Annotated in this window: 22 protein-coding genes and 2 pseudogenes; 8 read left to right on the top strand and 16 right to left on the bottom strand. The window is 30.1% G+C overall.

Features of this window, described 5'->3' with window-relative positions:
- Positions 1–9 precede the first annotated feature (9 nt).
- From CF386_RS04715 to rppH, 4 genes are read right to left on the bottom strand one after another with little or no spacing between them, the layout of a single operon-like run.
- Positions 10–858 (bottom strand): thymidylate synthase, encoded by an 849-nt coding sequence (locus CF386_RS04715; RefSeq protein ID WP_089073265.1) that lies wholly within the window; start codon positions 856–858, stop codon positions 10–12.
- Positions 859–878: 20 nt separating this feature from the next.
- Positions 879–1,673 (bottom strand): prolipoprotein diacylglyceryl transferase, encoded by a 795-nt coding sequence (gene lgt / locus CF386_RS04710; RefSeq protein WP_089073264.1) that lies wholly within the window; start codon positions 1,671–1,673, stop codon positions 879–881.
- Positions 1,674–1,697: 24 nt separating this feature from the next.
- Positions 1,698–2,495 carry a sulfite exporter TauE/SafE family protein gene (locus CF386_RS04705; RefSeq protein WP_089073263.1) on the bottom strand — a complete coding sequence of 266 codons (798 nt, stop codon included), beginning with the start codon at positions 2,493–2,495 and terminating at the stop codon, positions 1,698–1,700.
- Entirely contained in the window at positions 2,492–3,013 is a 522-nt protein-coding gene (rppH, locus tag CF386_RS04700) for an RNA pyrophosphohydrolase (protein WP_089073262.1), read from the bottom strand. Before rppH ends, CF386_RS04705 begins: the two co-directional genes overlap by 4 nt.
- Before the next feature lie 126 nt (positions 3,014–3,139).
- On the opposite strand from rppH, the gene mutH reads away from it, so the two are divergent.
- Positions 3,140–3,814: a DNA mismatch repair endonuclease MutH gene (mutH, locus tag CF386_RS04695; protein ID WP_089073261.1), complete on the top strand. Its 675-nt coding sequence runs from the start codon at positions 3,140–3,142 to the stop codon at positions 3,812–3,814.
- Position 3,815: 1 nt separating this feature from the next.
- Here the strand turns inward: mutH and lysS are convergent, their stop codons facing one another.
- The 4 genes and pseudogenes from lysS to xerD form a co-directional block, all read right to left on the bottom strand.
- Positions 3,816–5,309, bottom strand: coding sequence for a lysine--tRNA ligase (gene lysS, locus CF386_RS04690; protein ID WP_089073260.1), 1,494 nt, complete (start codon positions 5,307–5,309; stop codon positions 3,816–3,818).
- 21 nt (positions 5,310–5,330) lie between these two features.
- Positions 5,331–6,425, bottom strand: a pseudogene (gene prfB, locus CF386_RS04685) (peptide chain release factor 2).
- Positions 6,426–6,491: 66 nt separating this feature from the next.
- Positions 6,492–8,213 (bottom strand): single-stranded-DNA-specific exonuclease RecJ, encoded by a 1,722-nt coding sequence (gene recJ, locus CF386_RS04680; protein ID WP_089073259.1) that lies wholly within the window; start codon positions 8,211–8,213, stop codon positions 6,492–6,494.
- A gap of 32 nt (positions 8,214–8,245) precedes the next feature.
- On the bottom strand, positions 8,246–9,097 hold the full coding sequence (gene xerD / locus CF386_RS04675; RefSeq protein WP_089073762.1) for a site-specific tyrosine recombinase XerD: 852 nt from the start codon (positions 9,095–9,097) through the stop codon (positions 8,246–8,248).
- A gap of 146 nt (positions 9,098–9,243) precedes the next feature.
- On the opposite strand from xerD, the gene fldB reads away from it, so the two are divergent.
- The 3 genes and pseudogenes from fldB to srmB all read left to right on the top strand — a co-directional run bounded on the left by fldB (position 9,244) and on the right by srmB (position 11,670).
- Positions 9,244–9,768 carry a flavodoxin FldB gene (gene fldB / locus CF386_RS04670; protein WP_089073258.1) on the top strand — a complete coding sequence of 175 codons (525 nt, stop codon included), beginning with the start codon at positions 9,244–9,246 and terminating at the stop codon, positions 9,766–9,768.
- Positions 9,758–10,474: a tRNA1(Val) (adenine(37)-N6)-methyltransferase gene (locus CF386_RS04665; protein WP_089073257.1), complete on the top strand. Its 717-nt coding sequence runs from the start codon at positions 9,758–9,760 to the stop codon at positions 10,472–10,474. Before fldB ends, CF386_RS04665 begins: the two co-directional genes overlap by 11 nt.
- A 15-nt stretch (positions 10,475–10,489) precedes the next feature.
- Positions 10,490–11,670 (top strand): annotated as a pseudogene (gene srmB, locus CF386_RS13630) (ATP-dependent RNA helicase SrmB).
- A gap of 62 nt (positions 11,671–11,732) precedes the next feature.
- Here srmB and CF386_RS04650 read toward each other — a convergent pair.
- Entirely contained in the window at positions 11,733–12,308 is a 576-nt protein-coding gene (locus tag CF386_RS04650) for a PadR family transcriptional regulator (RefSeq protein ID WP_089073254.1), read from the bottom strand.
- Positions 12,309–12,462: 154 nt separating this feature from the next.
- On the opposite strand from CF386_RS04650, the gene CF386_RS04645 reads away from it, so the two are divergent.
- Positions 12,463–13,638, top strand: coding sequence for a Bcr/CflA family efflux MFS transporter (locus CF386_RS04645; RefSeq protein WP_089073253.1), 1,176 nt, complete (start codon positions 12,463–12,465; stop codon positions 13,636–13,638).
- A 54-nt stretch (positions 13,639–13,692) separates the two neighbouring features.
- Here the strand turns inward: CF386_RS04645 and yaaA are convergent, their stop codons facing one another.
- Complete coding sequence (gene yaaA / locus CF386_RS04640) at positions 13,693–14,466, bottom strand: peroxide stress protein YaaA (protein WP_089073252.1); 774 nt, start codon at positions 14,464–14,466, stop codon at positions 13,693–13,695.
- 148 nt (positions 14,467–14,614) lie between these two features.
- Here yaaA and CF386_RS04635 point away from each other — a divergent pair, with 148 nt between their 5' ends.
- A complete protein-coding gene (locus CF386_RS04635) occupies positions 14,615–14,794 on the top strand; it encodes a DUF3545 family protein (RefSeq protein ID WP_089073251.1) in 180 nt (59 codons plus the stop codon).
- Positions 14,795–14,799: 5 nt separating this feature from the next.
- On the opposite strand, the gene CF386_RS04630 is transcribed toward CF386_RS04635, so the two are convergent.
- The 5 genes from CF386_RS04630 to thrA are packed head-to-tail and all read right to left on the bottom strand — an operon-like array spanning position 14,800 to position 20,296.
- Positions 14,800–15,498, bottom strand: coding sequence for a uracil-DNA glycosylase (locus CF386_RS04630; RefSeq protein WP_089073250.1), 699 nt, complete (start codon positions 15,496–15,498; stop codon positions 14,800–14,802).
- 58 nt (positions 15,499–15,556) lie between these two features.
- The gene (locus tag CF386_RS04625; protein WP_089073249.1) at positions 15,557–15,946 is read right to left on the bottom strand and encodes a PALP domain-containing protein; all 390 of its coding nucleotides are present in this window, start codon (positions 15,944–15,946) and stop codon (positions 15,557–15,559) included.
- Positions 15,946–16,830 carry a threonine synthase gene (gene thrC, locus CF386_RS04620; protein ID WP_089073248.1) on the bottom strand — a complete coding sequence of 295 codons (885 nt, stop codon included), beginning with the start codon at positions 16,828–16,830 and terminating at the stop codon, positions 15,946–15,948. The genes CF386_RS04625 and thrC overlap by 1 nt, the downstream gene beginning before the upstream one ends.
- Before the next feature lie 20 nt (positions 16,831–16,850).
- Positions 16,851–17,822 (bottom strand): homoserine kinase, encoded by a 972-nt coding sequence (thrB, locus tag CF386_RS04615; RefSeq protein ID WP_089073247.1) that lies wholly within the window; start codon positions 17,820–17,822, stop codon positions 16,851–16,853.
- 20 nt (positions 17,823–17,842) lie between these two features.
- Positions 17,843–20,296, bottom strand: coding sequence for a bifunctional aspartate kinase/homoserine dehydrogenase I (gene thrA / locus CF386_RS04610; RefSeq protein ID WP_089073761.1), 2,454 nt, complete (start codon positions 20,294–20,296; stop codon positions 17,843–17,845).
- Between the two features lie 180 nt (positions 20,297–20,476).
- Here thrA and aceK point away from each other — a divergent pair, with 180 nt between their 5' ends.
- Positions 20,477–22,219: a bifunctional isocitrate dehydrogenase kinase/phosphatase gene (aceK, locus tag CF386_RS04605; RefSeq protein ID WP_225971740.1), complete on the top strand. Its 1,743-nt coding sequence runs from the start codon at positions 20,477–20,479 to the stop codon at positions 22,217–22,219.
- A gap of 119 nt (positions 22,220–22,338) precedes the next feature.
- Complete coding sequence (arcA, locus tag CF386_RS04600; protein ID WP_089073759.1) at positions 22,339–23,058, top strand: two-component system response regulator ArcA; 720 nt, start codon at positions 22,339–22,341, stop codon at positions 23,056–23,058.
- A 13-nt stretch (positions 23,059–23,071) separates the two neighbouring features.
- On the opposite strand, the gene CF386_RS04595 is transcribed toward arcA, so the two are convergent.
- Entirely contained in the window at positions 23,072–25,132 is a 2,061-nt protein-coding gene (locus CF386_RS04595; RefSeq protein WP_089073246.1) for an ATP-binding protein, read from the bottom strand.
- Between the last annotated feature and the right edge of the window lie 177 nt (positions 25,133–25,309).

Below are 25,309 nucleotides of genomic sequence, written 5' to 3'. Positions count from 1 at the left end.
GAGCGCTCTCTATACCGAAAATGGATATTTTATAGCATCGTGATGCTCATAACCAATGACTTCAAAATCATCTAAAGTAACCCATGATTCAAGGTCTTCTAATGATTTTATGTCTGGGTTTATATTTAAGGAGGGTGACTGAAAGGGTTTTCTTTCAATTTGAACTTTCATTAGATCGATCTGATCTTCGTAAATATGCGCATTTACAATTTTATGATATGCTGTTTTAGGCTTTTTTCTCGTAATTTGGGCAACTAATTTTAATAACGTAAAAACTTGTATTTGGTTAAAGTTTAACCCTAGTGGAACATCACATGACCTTTGATAGCTAGTCAAATATAAGTCTTCATTAATAAGAGAGAAGGTATGTGTATGCATACATGGGCGTAAACAACCTTTGTCAAACTCACCTGGGTTGTAAAATGTTAATATCTCTCCTCTATCATCAATTCCAGAGTTTAAATTATTTATAATTTTTTTTAATTGATCAATAACACATCCATCAGAGTTAACCCAAGACCGACCTTGAACTCCGTATACTCTTCCCATATCATCTAAACCTTTTCGGTTAGGATTGGATAACCAAACAGAATTGTCGTTTGCATTAGCATCCCAAGATTTAGTTCCAAGTTTTCTAAAATCTGCTGCATTATCGTATCCACGAATATAACCTAATAGCTCTGCTATTGCTGATTTCCAAAAACTTTTCCTTGTGGTAATAATTGGGAATACATTATTCTCAACATCATATTGTAAATCGGCGTTAATTAATGTTAAACATTTTTTATTTGTTCTTTTATTCTCGACCCACTGTCCATCATTTATTATTTTTTTGCATAACTCTAAATATTGATTCATATCCTAAAATTCCCGATATTTTATTTAACCATAACTTTTTTCTTATATGAAACAAAAACTATAATAAAACCACCCAATATCATTGGAAGTGATAGTATCTGCCCCATACTAATAACATTGAAAAACAAACCCAACTGTTGATCTGGCTCTCTAAAAAACTCAATTATAAATCTAAAAAGACCATAAAAAATCAAGAATAATCCAGAAACAGCGCCAACTGGTCTTGTTTTTTGTCTAAAGACATTGAGTATTATAAACAATAAAACGCCCTCTAAAAAAAACTCATAAAGTTGAGAAGGATGCCTTGGAAGTGGTCCCGCATTAGGAAAAACAATGCCCCAGGGAACATTAGTTACTCTCCCCCAAAGCTCGCCATTAATTAAATTCCCAATTCTACCCATACCTAAACCAAATGGAACTAGAGGTGCAATAAAGTCTGATGTAACAAAAAATAACTTTTTTTTCTTCTTACTCCAAATGAACATTACAACTAATACACCCAACAAACCTCCATGAAATGACATCCCTCCTTCCCAAACTTTAAAAAGGTAAAGCGGGTTTTGAAGAAAAATAGGGAAATTGTAAAAAAGAACATATCCGATTCGACCACCAATAATTACTCCAAAGAAGCACCATAATAATAAATCAACTACTTCATCAGTGCTCCATGAGTTATCTTTATTTTTGGCCCGATAATATGCTAAACCTATAGCAAACAACAAACCAATTAAATACATGGCTCCATACCAATGAATGGACAAAGGTCCTATAGAAAGCATAATTGGATCAATTTTTGGTAAAGTATAGTAACTCATATAAAAGCTCTCAATTTTAAGAAGTTATGATAAAAACATAGTGATAGATACGATTAATAATAAAATAGCAAAACATATTTTCAAAGACAATGTTGAAATATGTGACGCTAACTTTGCTCCTAACGGAGCTGTAATAGAAGAAGCTAACACGATAAAAAATAATGCGGGCAAATACACGTATCCAAGACTATGAATAGGCAACACTTCTTGGCTGTGTAATCCAGTATATATCCAACATAAGCTACCAAATACAGCCATAAACATTGCTAAAACAGAAGAACATCCAATAGCGGTACTCATCTTTACTTGTCGAGAATTTAAATAAGGAACAGTCAATGACCCCCCACCAATGCCCGATAGTGCAGAGATAACGCCAATTACAAAACCAAAAAAAATATTATAATTAGCTTTGGGGTATTTTGATAATGTTTGTTTTTTATTTTTTAAACATTGCAAAATAATCTGTAAAGAAAGAAAAAATAAAATTATCGAAAAAATTTTAGTTAAATAATTTGAAGGAACAGAAGTAGCAAAAAAACTTCCTGCAATCGAACCAATAACTGCAAAAGGTATAAAGCTTTTTATAATGTTAAAATCTAGGTTTTTAAACTTAAAGTGAGAAAAGCTAGCAACACTAGATGTAAAAAAAATAGAGCTTAATGAAGTTGCAAGTGCCATATGTATACTTATCTCATGTGAAAAAGCTGCTAAGGAGAATAGATAAGTTAAAACTGGTACTATTACGACTCCACCACCAATTCCTAATAAACCAGCAAGAAACCCGGATATTACTCCTAAAAAAATATAACTAAGATAAATCATTTTTGATGTCTACTCTTTTTTGGTTTTCTATATTTTTTGACTTTAAAAGGCATAGCGATAGAAGAAAAATCTCTCAAGGTTTTTCTATAAACTTCTTTCTTAAATGAAATGACCTGCCTCACTGGATACCAATAACTGACCCAACGCCAACAGTCAAACTCAGGATTCGATGCACTTAATAAATTTATCTTATCTTCAGTAGAGGTCAGCTTCAACAAAAACCATCTTTGCTTTTGTCCAATACAAAGCGGTTTAGAGTCATGCCTAATTAGGCGTTGTGGTAAATTATATTTAATCCAGTGTTTTGATGAATATAAAATTTTAACATCTTGTTTTGATAATCCTACTTCTTCTTGAAGCTCTCTATACATAGCTTCTTCGGGCAATTCACCTTCATTAACTCCTCCTTGAGGAAATTGCCAAGAATTCTGTCCGTGTCTTCTAGCCCAAAATACTTGCCCTTCAGCATTTACAATTATGATCCCAACATTGTAGCGATATCCATCACCATCAATCACAAATTACCTCATGTCTTATAATTTAGTTACAATTTTTTTTATGTTTAAAATAAAAAAAACTACTTATATAATAAAGTATAATTAGAAACTAATAATTAAAATATATAGCCTTATGTTACTACCAAAATGAAAAATAAACCAACGAAACCTGCAACAATATTAGAATTAATCAATAGAGCTGAACGCATTTCAGGCTATAATATCAAGCAATTGGCTGATATTGCAGAAACTCAATTACCAAAATCTTTATCAAACAACAAAGGATTTATTGGACAACTCATAGAGTGGCATCTTGGTGCAGATGCCGGTAGTAAACCAACTCCGGATTTTGAGGAATTAGGTATCGAATTAAAAACGCTACCTATCGATACTAATGGAAATCCACTAGAAACAACATTTGTTTGCATGGCTCAATTAATCAATAACACTCCGTTAACTTGGTCTAATTCGCCAGTAAAAAAGAAATTAAATAAAATCTTATGGATTCCAATTATTGTTGGAAAACAAGCCCATTTTTTCGAACGTATTGTAGGGAATCCACTAATTTGGACCCTTGAAGGTAAAAAAGAAAGAATTTTAAAAAATGATTGGGAAGAAATAACAGAAATGATATCTTTAGGAATGGTAACCGAATTAACAGCACACAGAGGACAATACCTTCAACTTAGACCTAAAGCAGCCAACAGTAATATTAAAACAAAAGCAATTGATCAAGAAGGTAATATTGTTATGGTAAACCCAAGAGGTTACTATCTCAGAAAAAATTTCACTAAAGAGATTTTTTCTGAGATGATTACATAAACTAAATATTTCGAAGAGTAGGAAATAAAATTACATCTCTAATTGTGTGCTTATCTGCAAAAAGCATCACTAAACGATCAATTCCAATACCAAGTCCTCCTGTAGGAGGTAAGCCGTACTCCAGTGCTTTTATGTAGTCATGATCGAAGTGCATGGCTTCATCATCACCCTGCTCCATTGCATCAACTTGAGCTTGGAACCTGCTAGCTTGATCTTCCGCATCATTCAACTCTGAAAAACCATTTGCTAACTCTCTTCCACAAACAAAAAGTTCAAATCTATCGGTAATAAATTTATTTTGATCATTTCGTCTTGCTAAAGGAGAAATATCTGCAGGATATTCTGTTATAAATGTTGGTTGAATAAGCTTTTTCTCGGCAGTTTCTGCAAATAGCTCTTCTAAGACTTGACCTTTGCTCCAAAAAGATTCTATTTTAATTCCTAGCTTAGTGGCTATTTCTTCCAAAATTGTTGTTTTTTCAATCATTTCATAAGATAACGTCTGAATCAACTCATTATCTTCGTTGTATTTTTTCACAGCATCTAACATGCTAATTCTATCGAAATGACTGAGATCTATTTGATGTTCGCCATAATGAATAGTTAAAGAATTAGATAATTTATGAGCAATAACTTTAAATAACTCCTCAACCAACGACATAACATCTTCATAATCAGAATAAGCCATATATAGCTCAAGCATAGTAAACTCTGGATTGTGTCGCGTCGAAATACCTTCATTTCTGAAACTTCTATTAATTTCAAATACTCTGTTAAAACCACCAACTATCAATCGTTTCAGAAATAATTCTGGAGCTATTCTCAAAAACATATCCATATCAAGTGTATTATGGTATGTTTTAAAAGGTTTAGCTGAGGCACCACCAGGAATTGTATGTAACATTGGGGTTTCAACTTCAAGGAATTCTTTACCAGAAAGAAAACTTCTTATAATGTTTAAAATTTGTGATCTTATTTCAAAAGTTTTTTTAGAATCTTCGTTAACAATTAAATCAACATATCTATTTCTATATTTTAATTCTTGATCACTTAATCCATGAAACTTTTCTGGAAGAGGTCTCAATGATTTCGTTAATAAATGATATTCATCCATATTAACATAAAGGTCTCCTTTACCAGATAGATGTAATACACCTCTAACTCCAATAATATCGCCAATATCCAAGCCTAGATATTTTTCTTTAAGATCTTTTTGCACTTGTTTGGGGGCATATGCCTGAATTAAACCTTTATGATCTTTAATTACTAAAAAAGGCCCTCTTTTAGCCATGATTCTTCCAGAAATTGATGCCAGAATATTTTTTTCTTCTAAGCTTTCTTTCGTTTCTTCATTATATTTTTCTTTCAAATCTTTTGAAAAATCAGAAGGTTTAAAAGCATTCGGGTGACCATTCGTTTCATCTAAAGAACGTATTTTATCTAACTTAGTTCTTCTTTCAACTATTAACTTGTTTTCATCTATATTTGTATTCATTTTTTTTACCAATAATTAATTTTATAAACCTGATTTTAAGCTTGCTTCAATAAACTTATCTAGGTCACCATCTAAAACACTTTGCGTATTCCTATTTTCGACACCAGTTCTCAAATCTTTTATTCGAGAATCATCTAAAACATAAGACCTGATTTGGCTTCCCCATCCAATATCCGATTTATTATCTTCATTAGCTTGTTTTTCAGCATTTTTTTTCAACAATTCAAATTCAAAAAGTTTTGCCTTTAATTGCTTCATCGCTTGTTCTTTATTTTTGTGTTGTGAACGATCATTTTGACATTGTACCACAATATTGGTGGGGGTATGCGTGATTCTAACAGCAGATTCTGTAGTATTCACATGCTGCCCTCCTGCTCCAGATGCCCTATAAACATCAATTCTCAAATCAGCTGGATTTATATCAATGTTAATATTATCATCAATTTCTGGGTAAATGAATGCTGATGCAAAAGAGGTATGTCTTCTACCACCTGAGTCGAATGGTGACTTTCTAACTAATCTGTGGACGCCTGTCTCAGTTCTTAACCAACCATAAGCATAACTACCAACAACCTTAATTGTCACTGATTTTAAACCAGCAACATCTCCATCGGAAATTTCAATGATTTCGGTTTTAAATCCTTTTTTTTCGGCCCATCTTAAGTACATTCTCATGAGCATTTCTGTCCAATCTTGAGCTTCAGTTCCTCCTGATCCAGATTGAAGATCTAAATAACAATCTGATGGATCATGTTCCGAAGAAAACATTCTTTTAAACTCTAATTTTTCTAACTTTTTAAGTAATACTTCTACTTCTTTAAAAATTTCACTTTGTAACTCATCATCACCATCTTCTAACAAAGCTAATAATTCAAAGATATCGTCAACACCAGACTCCAGTGAATCAATCGTTTCAATTATTTCTAAAAGTTGAGTTCTATTTTTTCCAAGATTCTGTGCTTTAAGGGGATCTGTCCATACGTCAGGTTGTTCTAGCTCAGCCTCTACTTCTTCAAGTTTTTCTTTTTATTTTCATAGTCAAAGATACCCCCTAATAACCTTCGTTCTAGAGGCAATATCTTCAAGATTATTTTTTATTGAGTTTATTTCAATCATACATAATTTCAATTTCAAAAGGATATCGATAGTTTACAAAATATATCATCATTAATAAATAAGAATTTAATTCGGTTCTGTTATGTAGTCAATGAGTAATTGAACTGAAGTATCTCCTCTAAACTTGTTTTCATTTAATTTGTAAACTATGTGAATAATTGCACCAACTTTCAACTCAAAGTATTCAACTGGAACATTGAAAGCTATAGCTGGGATAGTAGCATGACTATCTAATAAACATAGTTCAAGTTTTAAATGGGTATCTTTTAAAACTTTAAGATCTTTAATTTCAAATAGATCATTAAATCTAGGCTCAACAAAGGATTGTCCCCATGGGCCACTCAAAGCTAGTAAGTTAGCCGTTTTTAACGTTATTTGGTTTTCTTTCAAACTCCCATCAGTAAAAATTTCTTTATTAAAAATTGATTCTGGAAATAATTGTTTATTTAGAGTTTTATCAAATAAATCACAAAATTGATCATAAGAATCTTTTTTAATCGAAAGACCTGCTGCCATTTCATGTCCCCCATAAGATACCATAATATCAGAATTCATTTGATTTATTGTATCCAATAAATTTTTAAGGTGGATACCTTTAATAGATCTTCCAGACCCCTTTAAAATACCATCTTCAGCCTCCGCAAAAATAATGGTCGGTTTATGATATTTATCTTTAATTCTTGAAGCTAATATTCCACTTACACCTTGGTGCCAATTATTATTAAAAAGCACAATAAACTTTTTAACCCTATTTTGTTCTTCATAAGTTTGCAATATTTCAATTGCTTCTCTTATCATTTTTTTTTCTATCGATTTTCTGCTTTGATTTAATTGACTTAACTTATTTGCTAACTCAAAGGCCTTGAATTTGTCTTGACATATCAAAAGTTCGACGCCAAAAGACATATCCTCCAATCGACCAGCAGCATTTAATTTAGGGCCAATTAAATAACCAAGGTCTGATGCTGTAATATCTTGAAAGCTCTTATCAGAAACTTCTATTAAAGCATTAATTCCAATTGATCCTTTTCCTGCCCTAATTCTATTTAAACCATTATGAACTAAAATTCGATTGTTATAATCAAGAGGAACAACATCTGCAACAGTCCCTAGTGCAAGCAAGTCAAGATACGAACCCAAATTAGGATATCTTATTTTATTATCAAAATAACCCAGCTCTTTTAATTTAGCTCTAACTGATAACATTAAATAAAAGACAACCCCAACACCACATAAGTTTTTTGATTGGAATTTACAATTAGATAAGTTTGGGTTTAGGATAGCATCAGCTTCAGGTAAAGCTTCACTTGGCAAGTGATGGTCAGTAATCAAAACTTTAATATTATTTTTTCTAGCTAAATTCACTGCTTCAATAGAACTAATTCCATTATCAACAGTTATTATCAACTTTCCAGATAATTGAATAACTCTTTCCACAACTGATTCACTTAACCCGTATCCATCTCTAATCCGATGAGGAATAATATACTCAACATTTGCTCCCAAGTTTCTTAATACTTTTATAGCTAAAGCAGTGCTGGTTGCACCATCAACATCAAAGTCTCCGACAATTACGATTTTTTCATTTTGTTTTATAGCGAAAATAATTAGATCAGTTGACTTTTGAATATTTTTTAACTCGTGGTAAGAAAGTAAATTATTTAACTCCAATTCAAGTTCTTGTTCATTGGTTATTCCTCTCGCAAGATATATTCTTGCAAGCAGCTCATCTATTTTTGTTAATTTACTTTCGCTAGTATTAACAATTCTTTTTGTTATTTTAATCATTTTTAACAATCCCTACAAAAAATACACTCACATTAAAAACTTCTTGGATGATGTTCAAGATGAATACTTTTCAATCTTTCATTTGCCACGTGAGTATAAATTTGTGTTGTAGATAAATCACTATGTCCCAATAGCATCTGGACAACTCTTAAATCAGCTCCATTATTTAAAAGGTGTGTTGCAAATGCATGTCTCAGTACATGAGGTGATATTTTATCCTCTTTAATTCCTGCTTTTAAAGCATAATACTTGATCCTATACCAAAAAGTTTGTCGCGTCATTTTAGATGAACGCTTACTAAGAAAAACAATATCTGAAGTATTATCCTTCTGTAACGAAGGTCTTCCTGTTTTGAGGTACTTTTCAAGCCAATCAATAGATTCCTCTCCTAACGGAACCAATCTTTCTTTATTACCTTTACCAATAACTCGAACAACTCCTTGAGAGAGACTCAAATTTTCAATAGTCAAATTAATCAGCTCTGATACTCTCAGTCCTGTAGCGTAAAGTAGCTCTATCATAGCTTTATCTCTTAATTCTACTGGACTTTGAATGTTAGGTTGTTTTAATATTGAATCAACCTCCTCTTCGGATATGTTCTTTGGTAGTCTTTGAGGTAATTTGGGAGAGTGCATTATGGAAGTCGGATCATCCTCCCTGTACTTTTCTCGATAGAGATATTGAAATAAACTTTTTAATGAAGATAAACTTCTAGCTCTAGTTGTTCCCTTCAAGTTATTTTCGAAAAGATCATGCATATAATCTTTTAAATCTTCAGATGTAACTGATAATAAATGCAATTTTTTCGTCTGCAACCAAAATAATAACTTTTTAAAGTCATTGCGATAGGAAAATAAGGTATTTTCAGAAGCGTTTTTTTCCATCCATAAAGAATCCAAAAAATTATCTATAATTTTTTGTGTTTCAAAATCAGCCAATTTATTATCCTCAATTATTTTCTGAAACTATTTTACATTTTACTAATAAAATTGGAAAATAGAATCAATTTATAATCAAAGAGATCAAATAAATGAAAATTGGCCTTTTTTATGGTTCGTCTACCTGTTACACAGAAATTACTGCAGAAAAAATTAGAGACAAACTAAAACCCGAATTTGAAGTTCAATTACACAATATAAAAGAAGACAGTTTAAAAAAATCTGAGGAATATGATATTGTGATTTACGGCATTTCAACTTGGCATTTTGGCGAACTTCAAGAAGACTGGGAAGATAAATGGGATACTATCAAAACTCTAAATCTTAACGATAAAACCATAGCCTTATATGGCTTAGGTGATCAAGAAGGTTACAGTGAATGGTTTCTGGATGCCATGGGTAGGCTTTATGATGAAATTGTTGCCCACAACAAAAGTAACTTTATTGGGTTTTGGAAAAATGAAAATTATTTCTTTGAGAGCTCTGTTGCTCTGAGAGAAAACAAGTTTGTAGGATTAGCTCTCGATGAAGATAATCAATATGAACTATCGGATAATCGACTAAATTTATGGTGTAAACAACTAAAAGCCGAAATAAATCGATTGCATGAACAATAAAAATTTTTTCAAGTTTAAAGAGTTTTCATTGGACTTTACCAACTGTGGAATGAAGTTATCGACAGATGCTGTTATTCTTGGAAGCATTTCAAGTTTAAAATCTCATGAAGTTTTAGATATTGGTACCGGCTCTGGAATTCTTTCATTAATGATTGCCCAAAGAATGAAAAACATTCAACATCAAATCACGGCAATTGACATAGAGCCCAATGCAATAGCTCAAGCAACTAAAAACTTCAAAAAAAATAATTGGTCGAAAAATATCACCGTTATACAAAAAGATGTTAGAGAGTACCTTAAAATTAGTAATAAAAAGTTCGATTGTATTATTTCAAACCCTCCTTACTATGAAAATAGTCTGAAACCTGCTAATAAAAAGAATGTATTGGCAAAACATACTGACGCATTATCATATAACTCTCTCATACACTCAATAAAAGAACTGTTAAGTCCATCTGGAATTGCAAATCTTATTCTTCCGACTAACTGTTTAGAGCGAGTAATGAAATTAATTGATTATCATAGCTTATATCTGATAGAAAAAATCATGATTCACGGTGTACATAACAAAAGTGCTAATCGAGTGGTTTTAAAACTTAGTAATTCATATAAGGAATTAACAAAAAGATTGATTTGCATTAGAGATGATAAAGGGTATACTTATGAATTTAAAGAACTAACTAAAAACTTCTACCTTAAATTTTAATTAAGTCACATCATAATGAGCAATAAATTTGAAGAACTAGGTCTAGACAGTATTATAACCAGTCAATTAGACTATAACCTACCAACTGACATTCAAAGTAAGTTTATTCCAGAAGCTTTAAATGGAAGGGATGTCCTTGCATCCTCACCTACAGGAACCGGAAAAACACTTGCTTATATTTTACCTGTTTTACAAAACTTAATTGATTTCCCTAGGAAAAGAAAAGAAGCACCAAAAGTTTTAATTTTATGCCCTACTCGTGAATTAGCTAATCAAGTACATGATATATTAAATATATTTTTATCTAAATTAAATTTAAAAAGTATTAATATCACTGGAGGTGTTACCTATGACACCCATGCCAACTCTTTAAAGGAAGAAATTGATATAATTGTCGCAACACCAGGCAGGTTGAAAGAATACATCGATTCAAATTATATAGATTGTTATTCTATCGAGTTATTAGTTCTTGATGAAGCAGATAGAATGCTACATATGGGGTTTAAACAAATTGTATTATCAATTTGTAAAAAATTTGATCAAAGAAAACAAACACTTCTACTTTCAGCAACGATAGAATCTGATGAGGTTATTAAATTTGGAGATTTGATTCTTAATAATCCTATTATGATTGAAGGAAATCCTTCCAGAAAAGAAAGAAAAAAAATAAATCAATGGTATTACAGAGCTGATACTTATGAGCATAAATTAAAATTGCTATTAAATATTTTAAATAATGATGATACAAAAAAAGTATAATCTTTGTGAAAAAAAAGGAAGGAATTGCTAAATTATCAAGTTATTTGTCTGAAAATGATACTAGTTTTTTAATACTTCATGCTGATTTAAAGCAATCATCCAGGAATAAGGTAATTACTGAGTTTGACTGCGAAAAATCTACTATTTTAATTTCAACTGACTTATCTGCTAGAGGAATTGATTTTAAAGATATATCTCACGTCATAAACTTTGACTTACCTTATACTGGGGACACTTATGTTCACAGGATTGGAAGAACAGCCCGAGCAGGTAAAAAAGGAAATGCAATATCATTAGTTGAAGCTCATGACCAAAGACTAATAGAAAAGTTTAGCCGATATACTGATGAGTTAATCAAAGAACGGTTTGTAGAAGGGCTTCGCCCCTCACATAAAAAACCAAAAATCACTAAAAAGAAGAAGAAAAAAAAGAAATGAAATAAATAAATTAGAAATTATATTTACGATTAAAATATTTGTGTGTATTTAACTCATTTTTTTTATTTAAGATTTTCGTTTGTTTGAAAGTCTCCATTTTTGATTTTCTTTAATATACTTTCGCACCACTTCACTTTTGCTTCAGATAATAAAATTCCATATTCATATATTGAAGAAATATACAAACAATCTTTACGGCCTTCATGCTCTTTTCTAATTCTTTGCTCACCATCGATAAGGATATTTTTTTTAACCTTCACTTTTACTAATAAGTTTTCAATATGATTTTGTAGTTCATTTTGATCTAAAAATTGACCAAGACTAAATTTTAAAAGATATTCATCTTTATGCTTCGCTAATTCTTGGGGAGGTTTAACCAACCACTTCATTAGATGATTCATTCCCTTGGGAGTTATTTTATAAAGTAATTTTTTTCTTGGTCCTTGAGAATCTTCTTTTAACTCTACCATTTTTTCAATCAATAGCTTTTTTAATAATGGATAAATTTGTGCATTATTCTCGGCCCAATACATTGCAGACATTTTTTGCATAATTTGCTTTATGTCATAGCCAGTCATCCATTCTCTTTTCCCCAAGCAACCCAGAATAGCATATATAGACTTATTTTCCTTTGCCATTAATTACCTCATAAATTTTAAAATTATATTCGTTATAAATTGTAACAAAAAAAAAAATTGACATCAATTTAATGCATATGTATATTTTACCTATGCAATAAAAACCTATAAGTTTTAACTTAGAATTTTAAATAATAATTAGGTGTTATTTTTAATGAAAAAAATAAGTTTTATAATAATTTTATCTACCTGTATCTTAGGTCCCATGGGAAATGACATGTTTATATCTTCTATGCCTGAGATGAAGAGTTTATTTAACACAAATCACATTCAATGGTTTATGAGTGTTTATTTAATAGGACTTGCTACCCCACAATTGGTAGTGGGTGGATTAATTGATCAATTTGGGAAAAAGAATATTCTTTTAATTAGTCTACTCATTTTTTCCATTGCTAGTATTTGTATAACAATGACAAACAATTACTTTATATTACTTATAATAAGGTTTTTGCAAGCAATAGGAGCTTCAGCGATCATACCGTGCATAATATCAATTGCTAAGGCCACTTTTAAAGACAATAAACAAAAGTTGGTAACCGTCATTTCCTTCATCATGTTAGGTATTTCGCTAATCCCCATTTTAGCACCATCAATCGGAGCTTGGCTTCAGTTCTATTTTAATTGGAAAGGAACATTCTTCTTTCTCTTTTTACTTTCTTGTTTTTATATTATTTTAATTAAGACTAAGTTTAAAGAGAAACAAAAAAGCTCCACCAAATTTGACATGCTACTTTTCTTAAACAACTATGCAACTTTGTTAAAAAATAAGCAGTTTATGGTATATAGTTTAACAACTGCTTGCTCTTATGCTATTTTATTTTCATTTTTAGGCTCAGCAACTTTAATTTATTCAAATCAATACCATGTATCTCCCTTATTATCCGGTAACTTGATCGGTATCAATGGGTTAAGTTTATTTTTAACTGGGGCTCTAGCACCTTATTTCTCAAAAAAATTAGGTATTGACAGATCAGTAAGAATTGCAACTTATTTATTATTATTAGGTGGAGTTTCGCTCGTTATTTTTAATACACTTTTTATAAATGATTATCTTGTCATTGTTATTTCAATGCTTATTACATCCCTTGGGATTGGAATAATAAGACCACTCGCTCAAGCTGGTGCCATTCATATAATCGATGAAAAAATGACAGGATCGGCTGTTTCGTTAATGAACTTTCTAACTTTTGGGTTTGGTTTTACTATAAATTTAATTTTAGGATTTATTCATAATATCAACACAAGTGACCTATCTTTAGCCAACATAATACTAGCTGTTTCAGCTGTGTTATTGATGTCAGCCATTACTCATAAAAAACACATTACATGAATGCATGATACACCTTAAATAATAATTGTGAGTGGGCTTAAACATTTAGAATGTTTAAGCTAACTTTCTTTTAAAAACAAGTGTTTCCATGCTTGACTCTTCATCACAATAGCTATATCCATCATAATCAAAAAGTTTTAAGTTTTCATATTTTGTGATTTTATTTTTAATCATGTATTGAGCAAAAAGACCTCTTGCTTTTTTGGCATAAAAACTAATAATTTTATACTTTCCATTTTTGAAGTCTAAGAAAGTGGGGGTGATAATTTGAGCATCGATTCTTTTGGTTTTTAAAACTTTGAAATATTCATTAGATGCTAAGTTGACTAAGTGTTTTACTCCTTTTTCATTCATATAAGAGTTTAATAAATCAGTTACTTTGGTATCCCAAAACTCATATAGGTTCTTACCATGAGCATTTTCTAATTTCGTGCCCATTTCAAGTCGGTATGGTTGTATCAGATCAAAACTTTTTAATAACCCATATAATCCTGAAAGAATATAGAGATTCTCTTGTGCCCACTTCAAATCAATTTCATTCAAATTTTGAGCATTAAGTCCCTGATAAACATCTCCTTTAAAAAAAAACAATGCTTCTTTAGAATTTTTTTTATCATAATTTTTAGAGAAGTCATTAAATCGTGCAACATTTAATGATGCAATACTATCACTTACTTTCATTAGCCTAGAAATTTCTGGAGCATCAAACTTTTTACAAATTTCTATCAATTCCTGCGTTTCTTTCTGGAAGAAAGGAAGTGTCGATGGGTTAAAACAATTTTTATTTTCAAAATCTAATGATTTTGCCGGTGATATGACTATAAACATCAATCTATCCTTATTTAAACTTTTAAAGTATAAATTAATTAATTATTTGTCTTAGATCAATTTTTTTATAACAAAATGTTTTAATTTTTTTAAAATTATTCATAATTTAAGTGTGATTTATAACTTATCAGATGGAACTGGAGTTGTTATGGATGAATTTAATGAAAATATTTTAGAAGAAATAGACACTAAACAAATGAGCAAACGTTCCAAGAGAAAGTGGAGAGAAATTGAAGCTTTTAAAGAAAAAGCTCGTTTAAAAAGAGAGTTAATGGACATAGATGAATTAAATAATGATTTACTAGATAAAGAATTAGAGTTTCTCTGAGTAAATTATTCTAAATTCCAATTAATCGGTTCAATATTGTTTTTCATTAAAATCTCATTTACATTGTTAAAACAGTTTGAACCAAGAAATGCAGAAAAATCAGTTCCTTTTTTTCTTGCTCCTAAAGGGCTTGGATGGGAGGTTTTAATCAGATAATTTTTACTTGAGTCAAGTATATTCGAACATATTTTATGTGCATCTTTACCCCATGCTAGAAAAACAATATTTTCATGCTCCTTATTTATAAGTTTTAACGCTTCGGATGTAAAAATTTCCCAGCCTCTATTTTTATGAGATTTGGGTTTACCTGCTTCAACGGTTAAAATACAATTCAATAGAAAAACTCCTTGTTTGGACCATGATGTTAAATTATTATTTTCATCCTTAAATCCATTACTGGATAACTCTTTCAAAATATTTTTTAGTGATCTTGGAGCTTCAATACCATCATCTACACTAAACGCAAGTCCATTGGCCATTTTAGGTAAAAAGTATGGATCTTGTCCAATAATACAACATTTTATTTTATTAAAAGGCGTAAATTTAAACGCATTAAAAATATTTGAAGATTTTGGAAAAATTGGAACATTATTTTCTTCACAAGAGATTAAATAATTCTGCAATTTCTTAAAATAATCTTCATTCATTTGTTTTACAAAAAAATCATGCCATGAATATGGCAATTGATTTAAACAAACATTCATTTGATGAACCTTCTCTTTTTTTAAATTGTTATCTAAACTCTAGTAATTTGTATGTCAATTAAGACAGCAACTTCTTTTTAAATGGGACATAATCAGTCCCTAAAGTTTCTTCTTGAGATGGTTTTACCATTAATTCTTTGACAATTTTTGGTACTATTAGACTCTCATGTAGTATTTCTTCCACGACACTCTTAAACTTTATTGGATGCGCCGTTGATAAAAAAACACCTAAATGATCATCTTCCAAGTGGTTTTCTAAGCTTTGGTAAGCAATAGCTGCATGAGGCTCAGATATATAACCTTTATTTCGAAGCATTTTTAAGGATTTTTTCGTCTGTTCTTCATTTACCGACTCACAAATAAATTCACAAAAATTTTCTTGTCTTAACAAATCTGTTCTAATCCAGTTACTAGGGTTACTAACATCCATAGCATTTGACAATGTCATTATTGTTTTTTTGGCTGCCACTTATTGGTGGATAAGTATCTAGAAACAGTGTCATTAGAATTGGTAGCAGCAATGACTTTTTGAACTGGCAATCCCATCTTTGTAGCCATCATGGCAGCAGTCACATTTCCAAAGTTTCCACTCGGAACCGAAAATATCAATTTTTTATCTCGTAACTCATGTCTCAAGGTAAAATAGGCCTCAAAAAAATAACATATTTGAGCCATTAATCGACAAATGTTTATAGAATTAGCTGAATTTAGTTTTCTTTTTAATAAAACATCTTCATCATTTACAGCTTTTTTTATAAGTGCTTGACAATCATCGAAGGTACCATCTATTGCAAAAGTTCTAACATTATTTCCAAGAGTTGTAAAAAACTTTTGTTGAATATAACTTACCTTATTTTTAGGATATAAAACGACAACCTCAAAATCTTCCAAATTAAAAAAGGCTTGGGCAGCTGCGGCACCAGTATCTCCTGAAGTCGCTGTTAGAATTGTGGTTAATTCATTATTATTCAAATGTGATAAAACATTTGCTAAAAATTTTGCACCAAAATCTTTAAAAGCTAATGTCGGTCCATGAAATAACTCTAAAGTTTTAATGTTCTGATCAATTGAGCACACTTTAATCTCAAAATTAAAAGTTTGTTCTATAATAGTTGAGAAATCTTTTTCGGAAATACAACCTTGGACAAAGGGGTATAAGATAGAAAAAAATCTCTCATGACTTGTTAATTCAGCTAACTTCATCAAATCCTGAGAAGAAAAGTAGGGTAAGTTTTCAGGAAAAAAAAGCCCCCCATCTTTGGCTAACCCGTTGGTTACAGCACTTTTAAAAGTTACTTTTTCAAGCTTATTTTGTGTATTATAAAACAACATATTATAATATCTCCCTTAGACTAAAAATTACTATCGGTATAAACTGCCCCACCACTATTAAGCTTGCAAATTTTAACGAACCCATTTTTTTTATTTATATAATTTTGTTCTAACCATGTTTTAACTGTATTTGCTGTTTTAATATCCTTGACGATATTAAAAATAGTAGGGCCCGCACCAGAGATGTTTGTATTCAAACAACCAATTTTTTTTAGTTCTTCTCTAGCATAAACCAAATTTGGCATGAGTACCCTTCTATTTGGCTCCACAATGACATCTTTAATATTATCTAATACTAAGTTTTCATTTTTAGTTTGGAGGCCTACTAAAAAGCTACTTAAGTTTTTTGTATGTTCAATGTGAGCTCTCAAGGGTAGGTTTTGGGGCAATACAGATCTTGCATCAATTGTATTAATTTTTTCTCCTGAATATGCTATCACATATAACCACGAATCAAATATTTCTAATCTTTTAGATAAGCCATTTGATAAAATTAATTGCAAGCCTCCTAGAAAGGATGGCGCAACATTATCTAAATGGAAAGTTCCAGATATTTTTTCTTCCATTTTACCCATTAATATTAATAATTCATCTGGATTTAATAGTTTATTATATAAATAATTTAAAGCTGACAAGCTTGCAACAACCGAGGAGGCACTTGAACCTAACCCTGAACCGATTGGTAAATTTTTAATCAAATGAAGCTGGATGTTTTTTTGTTCGATGTTCTTTTTTTTTAAAATTTCATTAAATGCTTGTAAGCAATGATATACAATATTTTTATTTGGTAATTCAGGTAAACTTTTAGCATAATTGCCAGAAACCACTAAACAATTTGAAACTTTCATACTTTCATCGTATTCAAGAACTTCAACAACATCTCCTAATTTTTCGTTATCATATGGGGTAATTGAAAGTCCCATAATGTCAAAACCTATTGCAAAGTTCCCTATAGATGCTGGGGCATAACTACTAACTTTTCTAATATACATAATAATATATTACTCCACTATTATCTTACTAACCTCATCATATCAGAAAATATACCTGCTGCAGTAACTTCGTTTCCTGCGCCATAACCTTTAAGTACAAATGGTGAGGGTTTATAATATTTACTGAAAAAAGCTAATGCATTCTCTCCATTTTTTACAGTATAAAGTGGGTTTGAACTTGAAACAGGCTTAATTTTAACTTCGCAAATTCCATTTTCAATTTCAGCTACATATCTTAAGACTTCATCATTACTTTTAGCCTCTGCTATAAGCTCATCAAAGTATTTATCTACTTTATAAAGTTCTTTTAAAAAGTCCTCAAGACATTGTGAGTGATTACTTACTATCGTCTCTGGTAAAATGTTTTGGACTTTAATATCTTCAAGCTCAAGTTGATATCCCATTTCTCTAGCAAGTATTAAGAGCTTTCTAGCAACATCCTTTCCAGATAAATCATCTCTAGGGTCTGGCTCTGTATAGCCTTTCTCCATAGCTTCAATAGTTGCTTGGCTAAAAGATACACCCTCATCAATCCGACCAAAAATAAAAGATAGAGAACCAGATAAAATACCCGAAAACTTTTCGATTTCATCCCCAGCTGAAATTAAGTTCTGTAAGTTCTCAATGACAGGAAGACCCGCGCCTACAGTAGTTTCGTACATGAATTTTCTATTATGTAATTTGCTAATTAAGTGTAATTTCTTATAAAAATCGTAATTTGATGTACTTGCTTTTTTATTTGGTGTTATAACATGGAATCCAGCAGAAAAAAAATCAACATATTTATTTGAGATAAACTCGCTCGATGTGCAATCAACTATTACAGGATTGATGACATGCTCATTTCTCACTGATGAAAACAAATGATTAAAACATAATTTTCTTGGAGATTTTGAAAGTTTTTTTTGCCACTCATGAAGTAAAACCCCCTTGCTATCAAAGTAACAAAATTTACTATTTGCTATACCAATTACCCTTATAACAATACCATTTTTCTCAAGCGCCTCCCTCTGTCGCTTAACTTGTTCTATAAAAGCTGAACCAACACCACCTACGCCAATTATAAAAACATCAATAAAGTGTTTGGAAAAAAATAAATTTTCATGGCATGCTCTAATAACTTCAACAACTTTCTCTGATTTTATAACAGCTGAAATAGCCCTTTCAGATGACCCTTGAGCTAAAGCAATGATATTCGTATTTGTTTCAGTAATGGAGCTTAGAAAAGTTGCTGCAATCCCTTTTTTTCTTAACATACCATCACCAACAACAGTTACAATAGACAAATTATCTGTGTATTCAACAGGATCTAAAAGTTTTGTTTTTAATTCCAAAGAAAGATTTTTTTCAAGAGAAAACTTTGCAATTTTATAGTCTGATTCAAGAACACAAAAGCTAATACTATATTCAGAAGAAGCCTGAGAAATAAGTATAATTGAAATTTTTTCTGTAGCCAAAATATTGAAGATTTTGGAGGCCATACCTACTTTCCCTTTCATTACCGGACCAGAGATATTTATCAAAATAATATTATTTAAATGGGTAATACCTTTTATTGAAGGGTATGACTCATTTTCAATCATAGTACCTTTCCCATGAATATTAAAGGTATTCCTAATAGAACAAGGAATACCTAAAGTAGCTATTGGTTGGATAGTTTTTGGATGAAGCACAGATGCTCCAAAATAAGCAAGCTCCATAGCTTCTTTGAAATTAAGGTTAGGTATATATTTCACATCATCAACTAGCCTTGGATCTGATGAAAAAATGCCATCAACATCGGTCCAGATCTCTAAAGATTTAGCTGATAACATTACAGCTAAAATTGCAGCAGAATAATCCGATCCATTTCTACCTAATAGTACTGTTTCACCTGACTCATCTTGGGCAACAAAACCCCTCATTAAAAAATTTTTATTATTTATATTTTTATCTTGGGAGTAATGAGAAAAAAAAAGCTTTTTTGAAAGCTCAACATCAACATCAGCATCTAATTTAGAGTTTTGCCCTCTCATAATTTTTTCGGGATTTAACACTTCAAAATTTAGATCCATTTTCATAAGCATATAACTAAGAATTATTTCAGTAAACTTTTCTCCATATGATAAAATATTAATGTATGAATTTGTTGAACATTCATTAACTAAGTAACAACCCTCAACTTTTTTTGTTAATTGATTAATTTCTTCATCAAGCTTATCTAGAACCTCTTGCATTTGTGAAAGGCTGAGAGAGCAAGAGAAATCTTTTATCAAGGAATGTAGAAAGTTATGTATTTCATTTATGGTTTGCTTCACGCTAGACTTGTTTTTAAAGTTTTTTGTTAAACAGACTAATTTATTGGTTGTGTCCTTCGGTGCTGAAAATACAATTGAAACTTGAGATAATTCTGCGGCACTTTCAATTATTTTAAAAACATTTAAAAAAGATTTTTTACATCCTAGTGAGCTTCCTCCAAACTTTAATATTTTCATTACTTCCCTCATGCTTGCTTATATAATGAACGAATTCCATTATAGTCATGTAGAAGTAAAGAAGTCTATAGTAATTTTTATATGTTTATCATAAATTTAATTATAAAATGTTTACAGACCCTTAAAAAAAAGGAATATTAACAATAAACTAGTTACATACCTTATAAAGTAAATACTATGATGAGAAAATCCAATAGTAATATGATTGAAGACATCGAATTATTAGAGATAGAAAAAGTAATAGCCAAAACTATTTTGCAAGGTGCAAATGCAATGTATGGGAGCTTTCTTGACATAACTTCAGGGGCACAAGATCGTTTTGAAAAAGAAGACTGGCCTGAAGTACAAAATGCTCTAAAAAAACGAATTAAAATCTATGACCAGCATGTTAAGTTTGTTACATATCAATTAAAACTTTTATTAAAAAATACAAAGATTAACAATTCATTATTAATCAATGTAAAAAAAGCATATGAATCAGAGTTACTTGGATTTTGTCGTTTTGATATTGCAGAAAGTTTTTTCAATTCAGTATATTGCTTAATCTTTTCATATCAAAAAATAAAAGAACATCGCTTTTTTATAAAAAGTCAAACAAAGTTGGAAATAAAATCATACCCTCAAGTTACGAAAAAATATTATTTTTCTAGTGGTAACTACCATAATATTTTTACTAATATAATAAGCGACTACGCCTTTACTTTAAAATGGGAAAATAAAGAAAAAAACATCAGCGATATCGTAACAAGGCTTTCAATTGAAAGCTCATATGAAGATAGCTATATTGAAATGATAACAGAACCTTTTTACAGAAATAAAGCTGCGTATTTGGTTGGAAAAATATCCCATAACAAAAAAACCATACCTTTAGTTATCCCAATACTGATAAATAATAAGAAAAAGTTATTTGTTGATACCATTATTACCAAAAGTTCAGATATTAGTATTATATTTGGTTTTGCACGATCATATTTTATGGTTTACGCCCCTATTCCTCATTTAATCGTTGGTTTTTTAAGTACCTTAATGCCACAAAAAACAAAAGCGGAACTTTACACATCAATTGGTTGCCAAAAACATGGTAAAACTGAACTTTATAGAGAATTTTATAATCACATAAATTCTCATGATGATAAGTTTATTGTCGCCCCTGGGACAAAAGGTATGGTGATGCTTGTTTTTACTTTACCTTCATATGATTTTGTTTTTAAATTAATTAGAGATAAATTTGCCCATCAAAAACAAATTACAAAAACTACTGTTAAAGAAAAATATAAATTAGTTAAAGAGCATGATAGAGTCGGTAGAATGGCTGATACGCAAGAATATAGTAACTTTCTTATTCCAAAAAACAAATTCAACAAAGAGCTTCTTGAGCAACTGCTTCATGATACATCCAATATCGTAAAAGAAGTTGGTGATAATCTTTTAATAAAACACCTTTATATGGAAAGAAGAATGACACCTCTGAATCTTTATCTATCTGAAGAGTCAGGCAAAAATATAGAAAAAGTTATCTATGATTATGGATTAGCGATTAAACAACTCGCCGCAGCAAATATTTTTCCGGGTGATATGCTTTTTAAAAATTTTGGTCTGACTAGACATAATAGAGTTATATTCTACGATTATGATGAAATCAGTTATATGACAGAAGTAAATTTTAGGGAAATTCCCAAAACTAGAACATATGAAGATGAGTTGCAATCTGAGCCATGGTTTAGTGTGAGTGATAATGATGTGTTTCCAGAAGAATTTGCTACCTTTTTGTTAAGAAATAACGAAGTAAAAAAAATTTTTGTAAAACATCACCCTGAGCTCTTAACTACAACTTATTGGAAACAACTGCAAAAAAATATTTTATTGGGAAACTTTGAAGATGTATTTCCCTATGACGAAAGAGTTAGATTTAATCAAAATTAGTTTTTTATTTATGGCTTAAAATAAAAAAATAAATTCATATGATGAAAATTTACATTTATTTGATAAATAAAGTTATAGAAATACTACAATTGTTTTATTTGCAAATAATTTTTTTGACTATGGAAATTTCTAAAATATTAATCGTGGATGATGAAGAGATTACTCGTCAAGCTTTAAAACTTCTTTATGAAGCTGAAGGCTATGATGTATTCGAAGCCTTTGATGGCGACTCAATGTTCGAGCAGATCCACAAAAATATTTTTAATTTAATTCTGTTAGACATCAATATGCCTGGAAGAAATGGGTTATTATTAGCTAGAGAATTAAAAAAATATTGTAATACACCTTTAATATTTCTCACGGGTAGGGATAATGATATAGATAAAATTCTTGGACTTGAAATTGGCGCTGATGATTATATTATCAAACCGTACAATCCCAGAGAATTAACAATTCGTTCACGTAACTTATTAAATCGAGTATCTCATAAGGACATAATCGTAAGCTCCCTTAAGGAACATAATGCTTTTTCATTTTGTAACTGGTTACTTGACTTAAATAGTCACTCTTTAATTTCTCCAACGAAAGAGTCTTTTAATCTTCCTAAGTCTGAATTCAGAACTCTGAAACTTTTCTGTCAAAATCCAGGAAAAATTCAATCAAGAGCAACTATACTAAAGTATATGAATGGGCGATTCTTGAAACCAAACGATAGGACAGTCGATGTAACAATTAGACGTATAAGAAAATACTTTGAAATCGACACTAACATGGGAGATGTTATTTCAACTGTGCATGGCGAGGGGTATAGGTTTTGTTGTAAAGTTGAACCCCAATAAATTATTTTAACAATTATAACCTATCTAAAAATATAGAAAGTGCAAAAAGATTATATGTTAAGAGCTCTTTGAGTTTTAAAAAGTCATCTTCTTTTTGTTCTAATTCAATTTTTCTAGCATAGTTTTCTAACTGACTTAATCCTATTGAACCACAGGCACTTTTCATCTTATGTCCTATTGAAATAATGGCATCTGTATTACTTTTCTCAAATTCATGATTCAGTGTATCAATATATCTTATTATGGTTGTCTTAAATAAGTTAATACTCTGCACAAACTTTTCTTTAGGAACAATAGATACATATGATTCTATTAATTCATAATTTAGCAAACCCTTTTGTCTATTATGAATATTCTTTTCTAGTTTCGAAAAAAAAGAAAAAGTTTGATCTAATAGCCTTGGATTTAAAGGTTTATATAGAACTTCATGGAATATTAATTTTTTCGAATTTAATTTATTTAATCCCACATCTGCAGTCAGGCAGATTAAGGGTACAGTCTTACATAATTTTTCTTCAATTAAAATTGCCAGATCTTCACCCAAAATATCTGGTAATTGGTTATCTATTAAGAAAAAATCAAAACTATCAATATTTGTGATTTCATCAAACTCTTTTTTATTAGTACAAATGAAGACTTTATGTCCCTTTTCCATCATTGCATTAGCCATTACCTCGACATTCAACTCAACATCTTCAACTAATAATACTTTATGAAATGATGCAAGTCCCTCAAAAGATGAATCATCAACTTTATCAACAATAATATTAAACTTAAAAATACTTCCCCTTCCCTCCTCACTACTAACACTAATATTACCACCCATTAGTTCAATTATTTCTTTGCAAACTGATAATCCAATACCTTTTCCTTCTTTACTATTAGTGAGATGGTTTTTAGACCGGTAATACATATCAAATATTTTAGAGATATCTTTTTCTGAAATACCAAATCCCTCATCCCTAATTTCAAATTGGATGTTAATTTCTTTTTTATAAGTTTTTCGTAAACTTATGAAAATGTTAACTTTACCATTATCTGAATATTTGACTGCATTTTCCAATAAATTTAATATTATCTGTTTAAATCTAACCTCATCAACAACAACTTTACTTGGAATTTTATCCATGCCAGATAATGTAATATTTGTTTGTTTATTGTGGTTAAATTCTTTGATTAAATCAACAGATTCAATTATTAATTCATGAATGTTTGTTGGTATGGGTTTTAATTTAACCTCTAAACTATTCGAGTATTCAATATTAATTAAATCTTGAAACAAACAATCGATACTAGATGCACTTCCATCAATAACTTTTAAAAGTCTAGATTGCTCCTTATCTAAAGTTAATTTTTTTAACATTTGAACACAGCCTAAAATACCATTCAACGGTGTTTTTATTTCATGACTGATTGATGAGATGAACCTTTTCTTCTGTAATAAATAATTTTTTCTTTCCGTAATTTTTCTACCATACCCAACTAAACCTACTCTTAAACCATTCCTATTAAACAAAGGAAGCTTTCTAAACTCAACACACTCTTTATGCCCATCAGCATAAGTAAGCCATTGTTCATATATAAGTTCTCTATTTGTAATTAAAACCTCACGATCAGTTTTTAAGACTTCATCGGCTATATCCTTATCATAAACATCAATTGGACTTAACCCTTTCAAATCCTTTTCTTTTTTTCCAGTTAAAAGCTCCATCTCATAGTTACAACCTAAAAATTTACTTTGTTCATCTCTAAAATAAATCAAATCAGGTGAAGTATTTAGAATTGTTCTTAATAAAAAATTCTTAAATTCAAGTTTTTTTTGAATCCGTTTAGTTTTTTGAACAGCATAATTTAATTTTTTTATTATGGAATTAAATATTAGAACGAGTATAAATGTTAAAACCACACTCAAAATAAAGGAGTACAAAAAAAGTATATATTCAATTTTTTCGTTAAATAAAATATAGATACCTAACTTTACCACATTTGATATGAAAACAATCAAAAAGCATATAATTAGACTAGAAATTAAGATGTTTGATTTATATATTTTATTAATGACAAAGTTTATCATATCAATTTTTTTTTCATTTTAGTCCCTTTCTTAAAACCCATCAAAATAATGAGTAAAAATTCATTTACATTGCATTTATAGTCGCTTCAAGGAAGTTTTAATTTAAAAAACAATATAAATTAATATGTTAATTTATAAATTTATATATATTTGATTAAAATATCATTTAAATATAAT

The sequence above is a fragment of the Paraphotobacterium marinum genome (assembly GCF_002216855.1).
GTDB classification, from domain to species: Bacteria; Pseudomonadota; Gammaproteobacteria; order Enterobacterales; family Vibrionaceae; genus Paraphotobacterium; species Paraphotobacterium marinum.
Note: the sequence above shows the minus strand (reverse complement) of the source record. Positions and strands in the feature narration are given on the sequence as shown.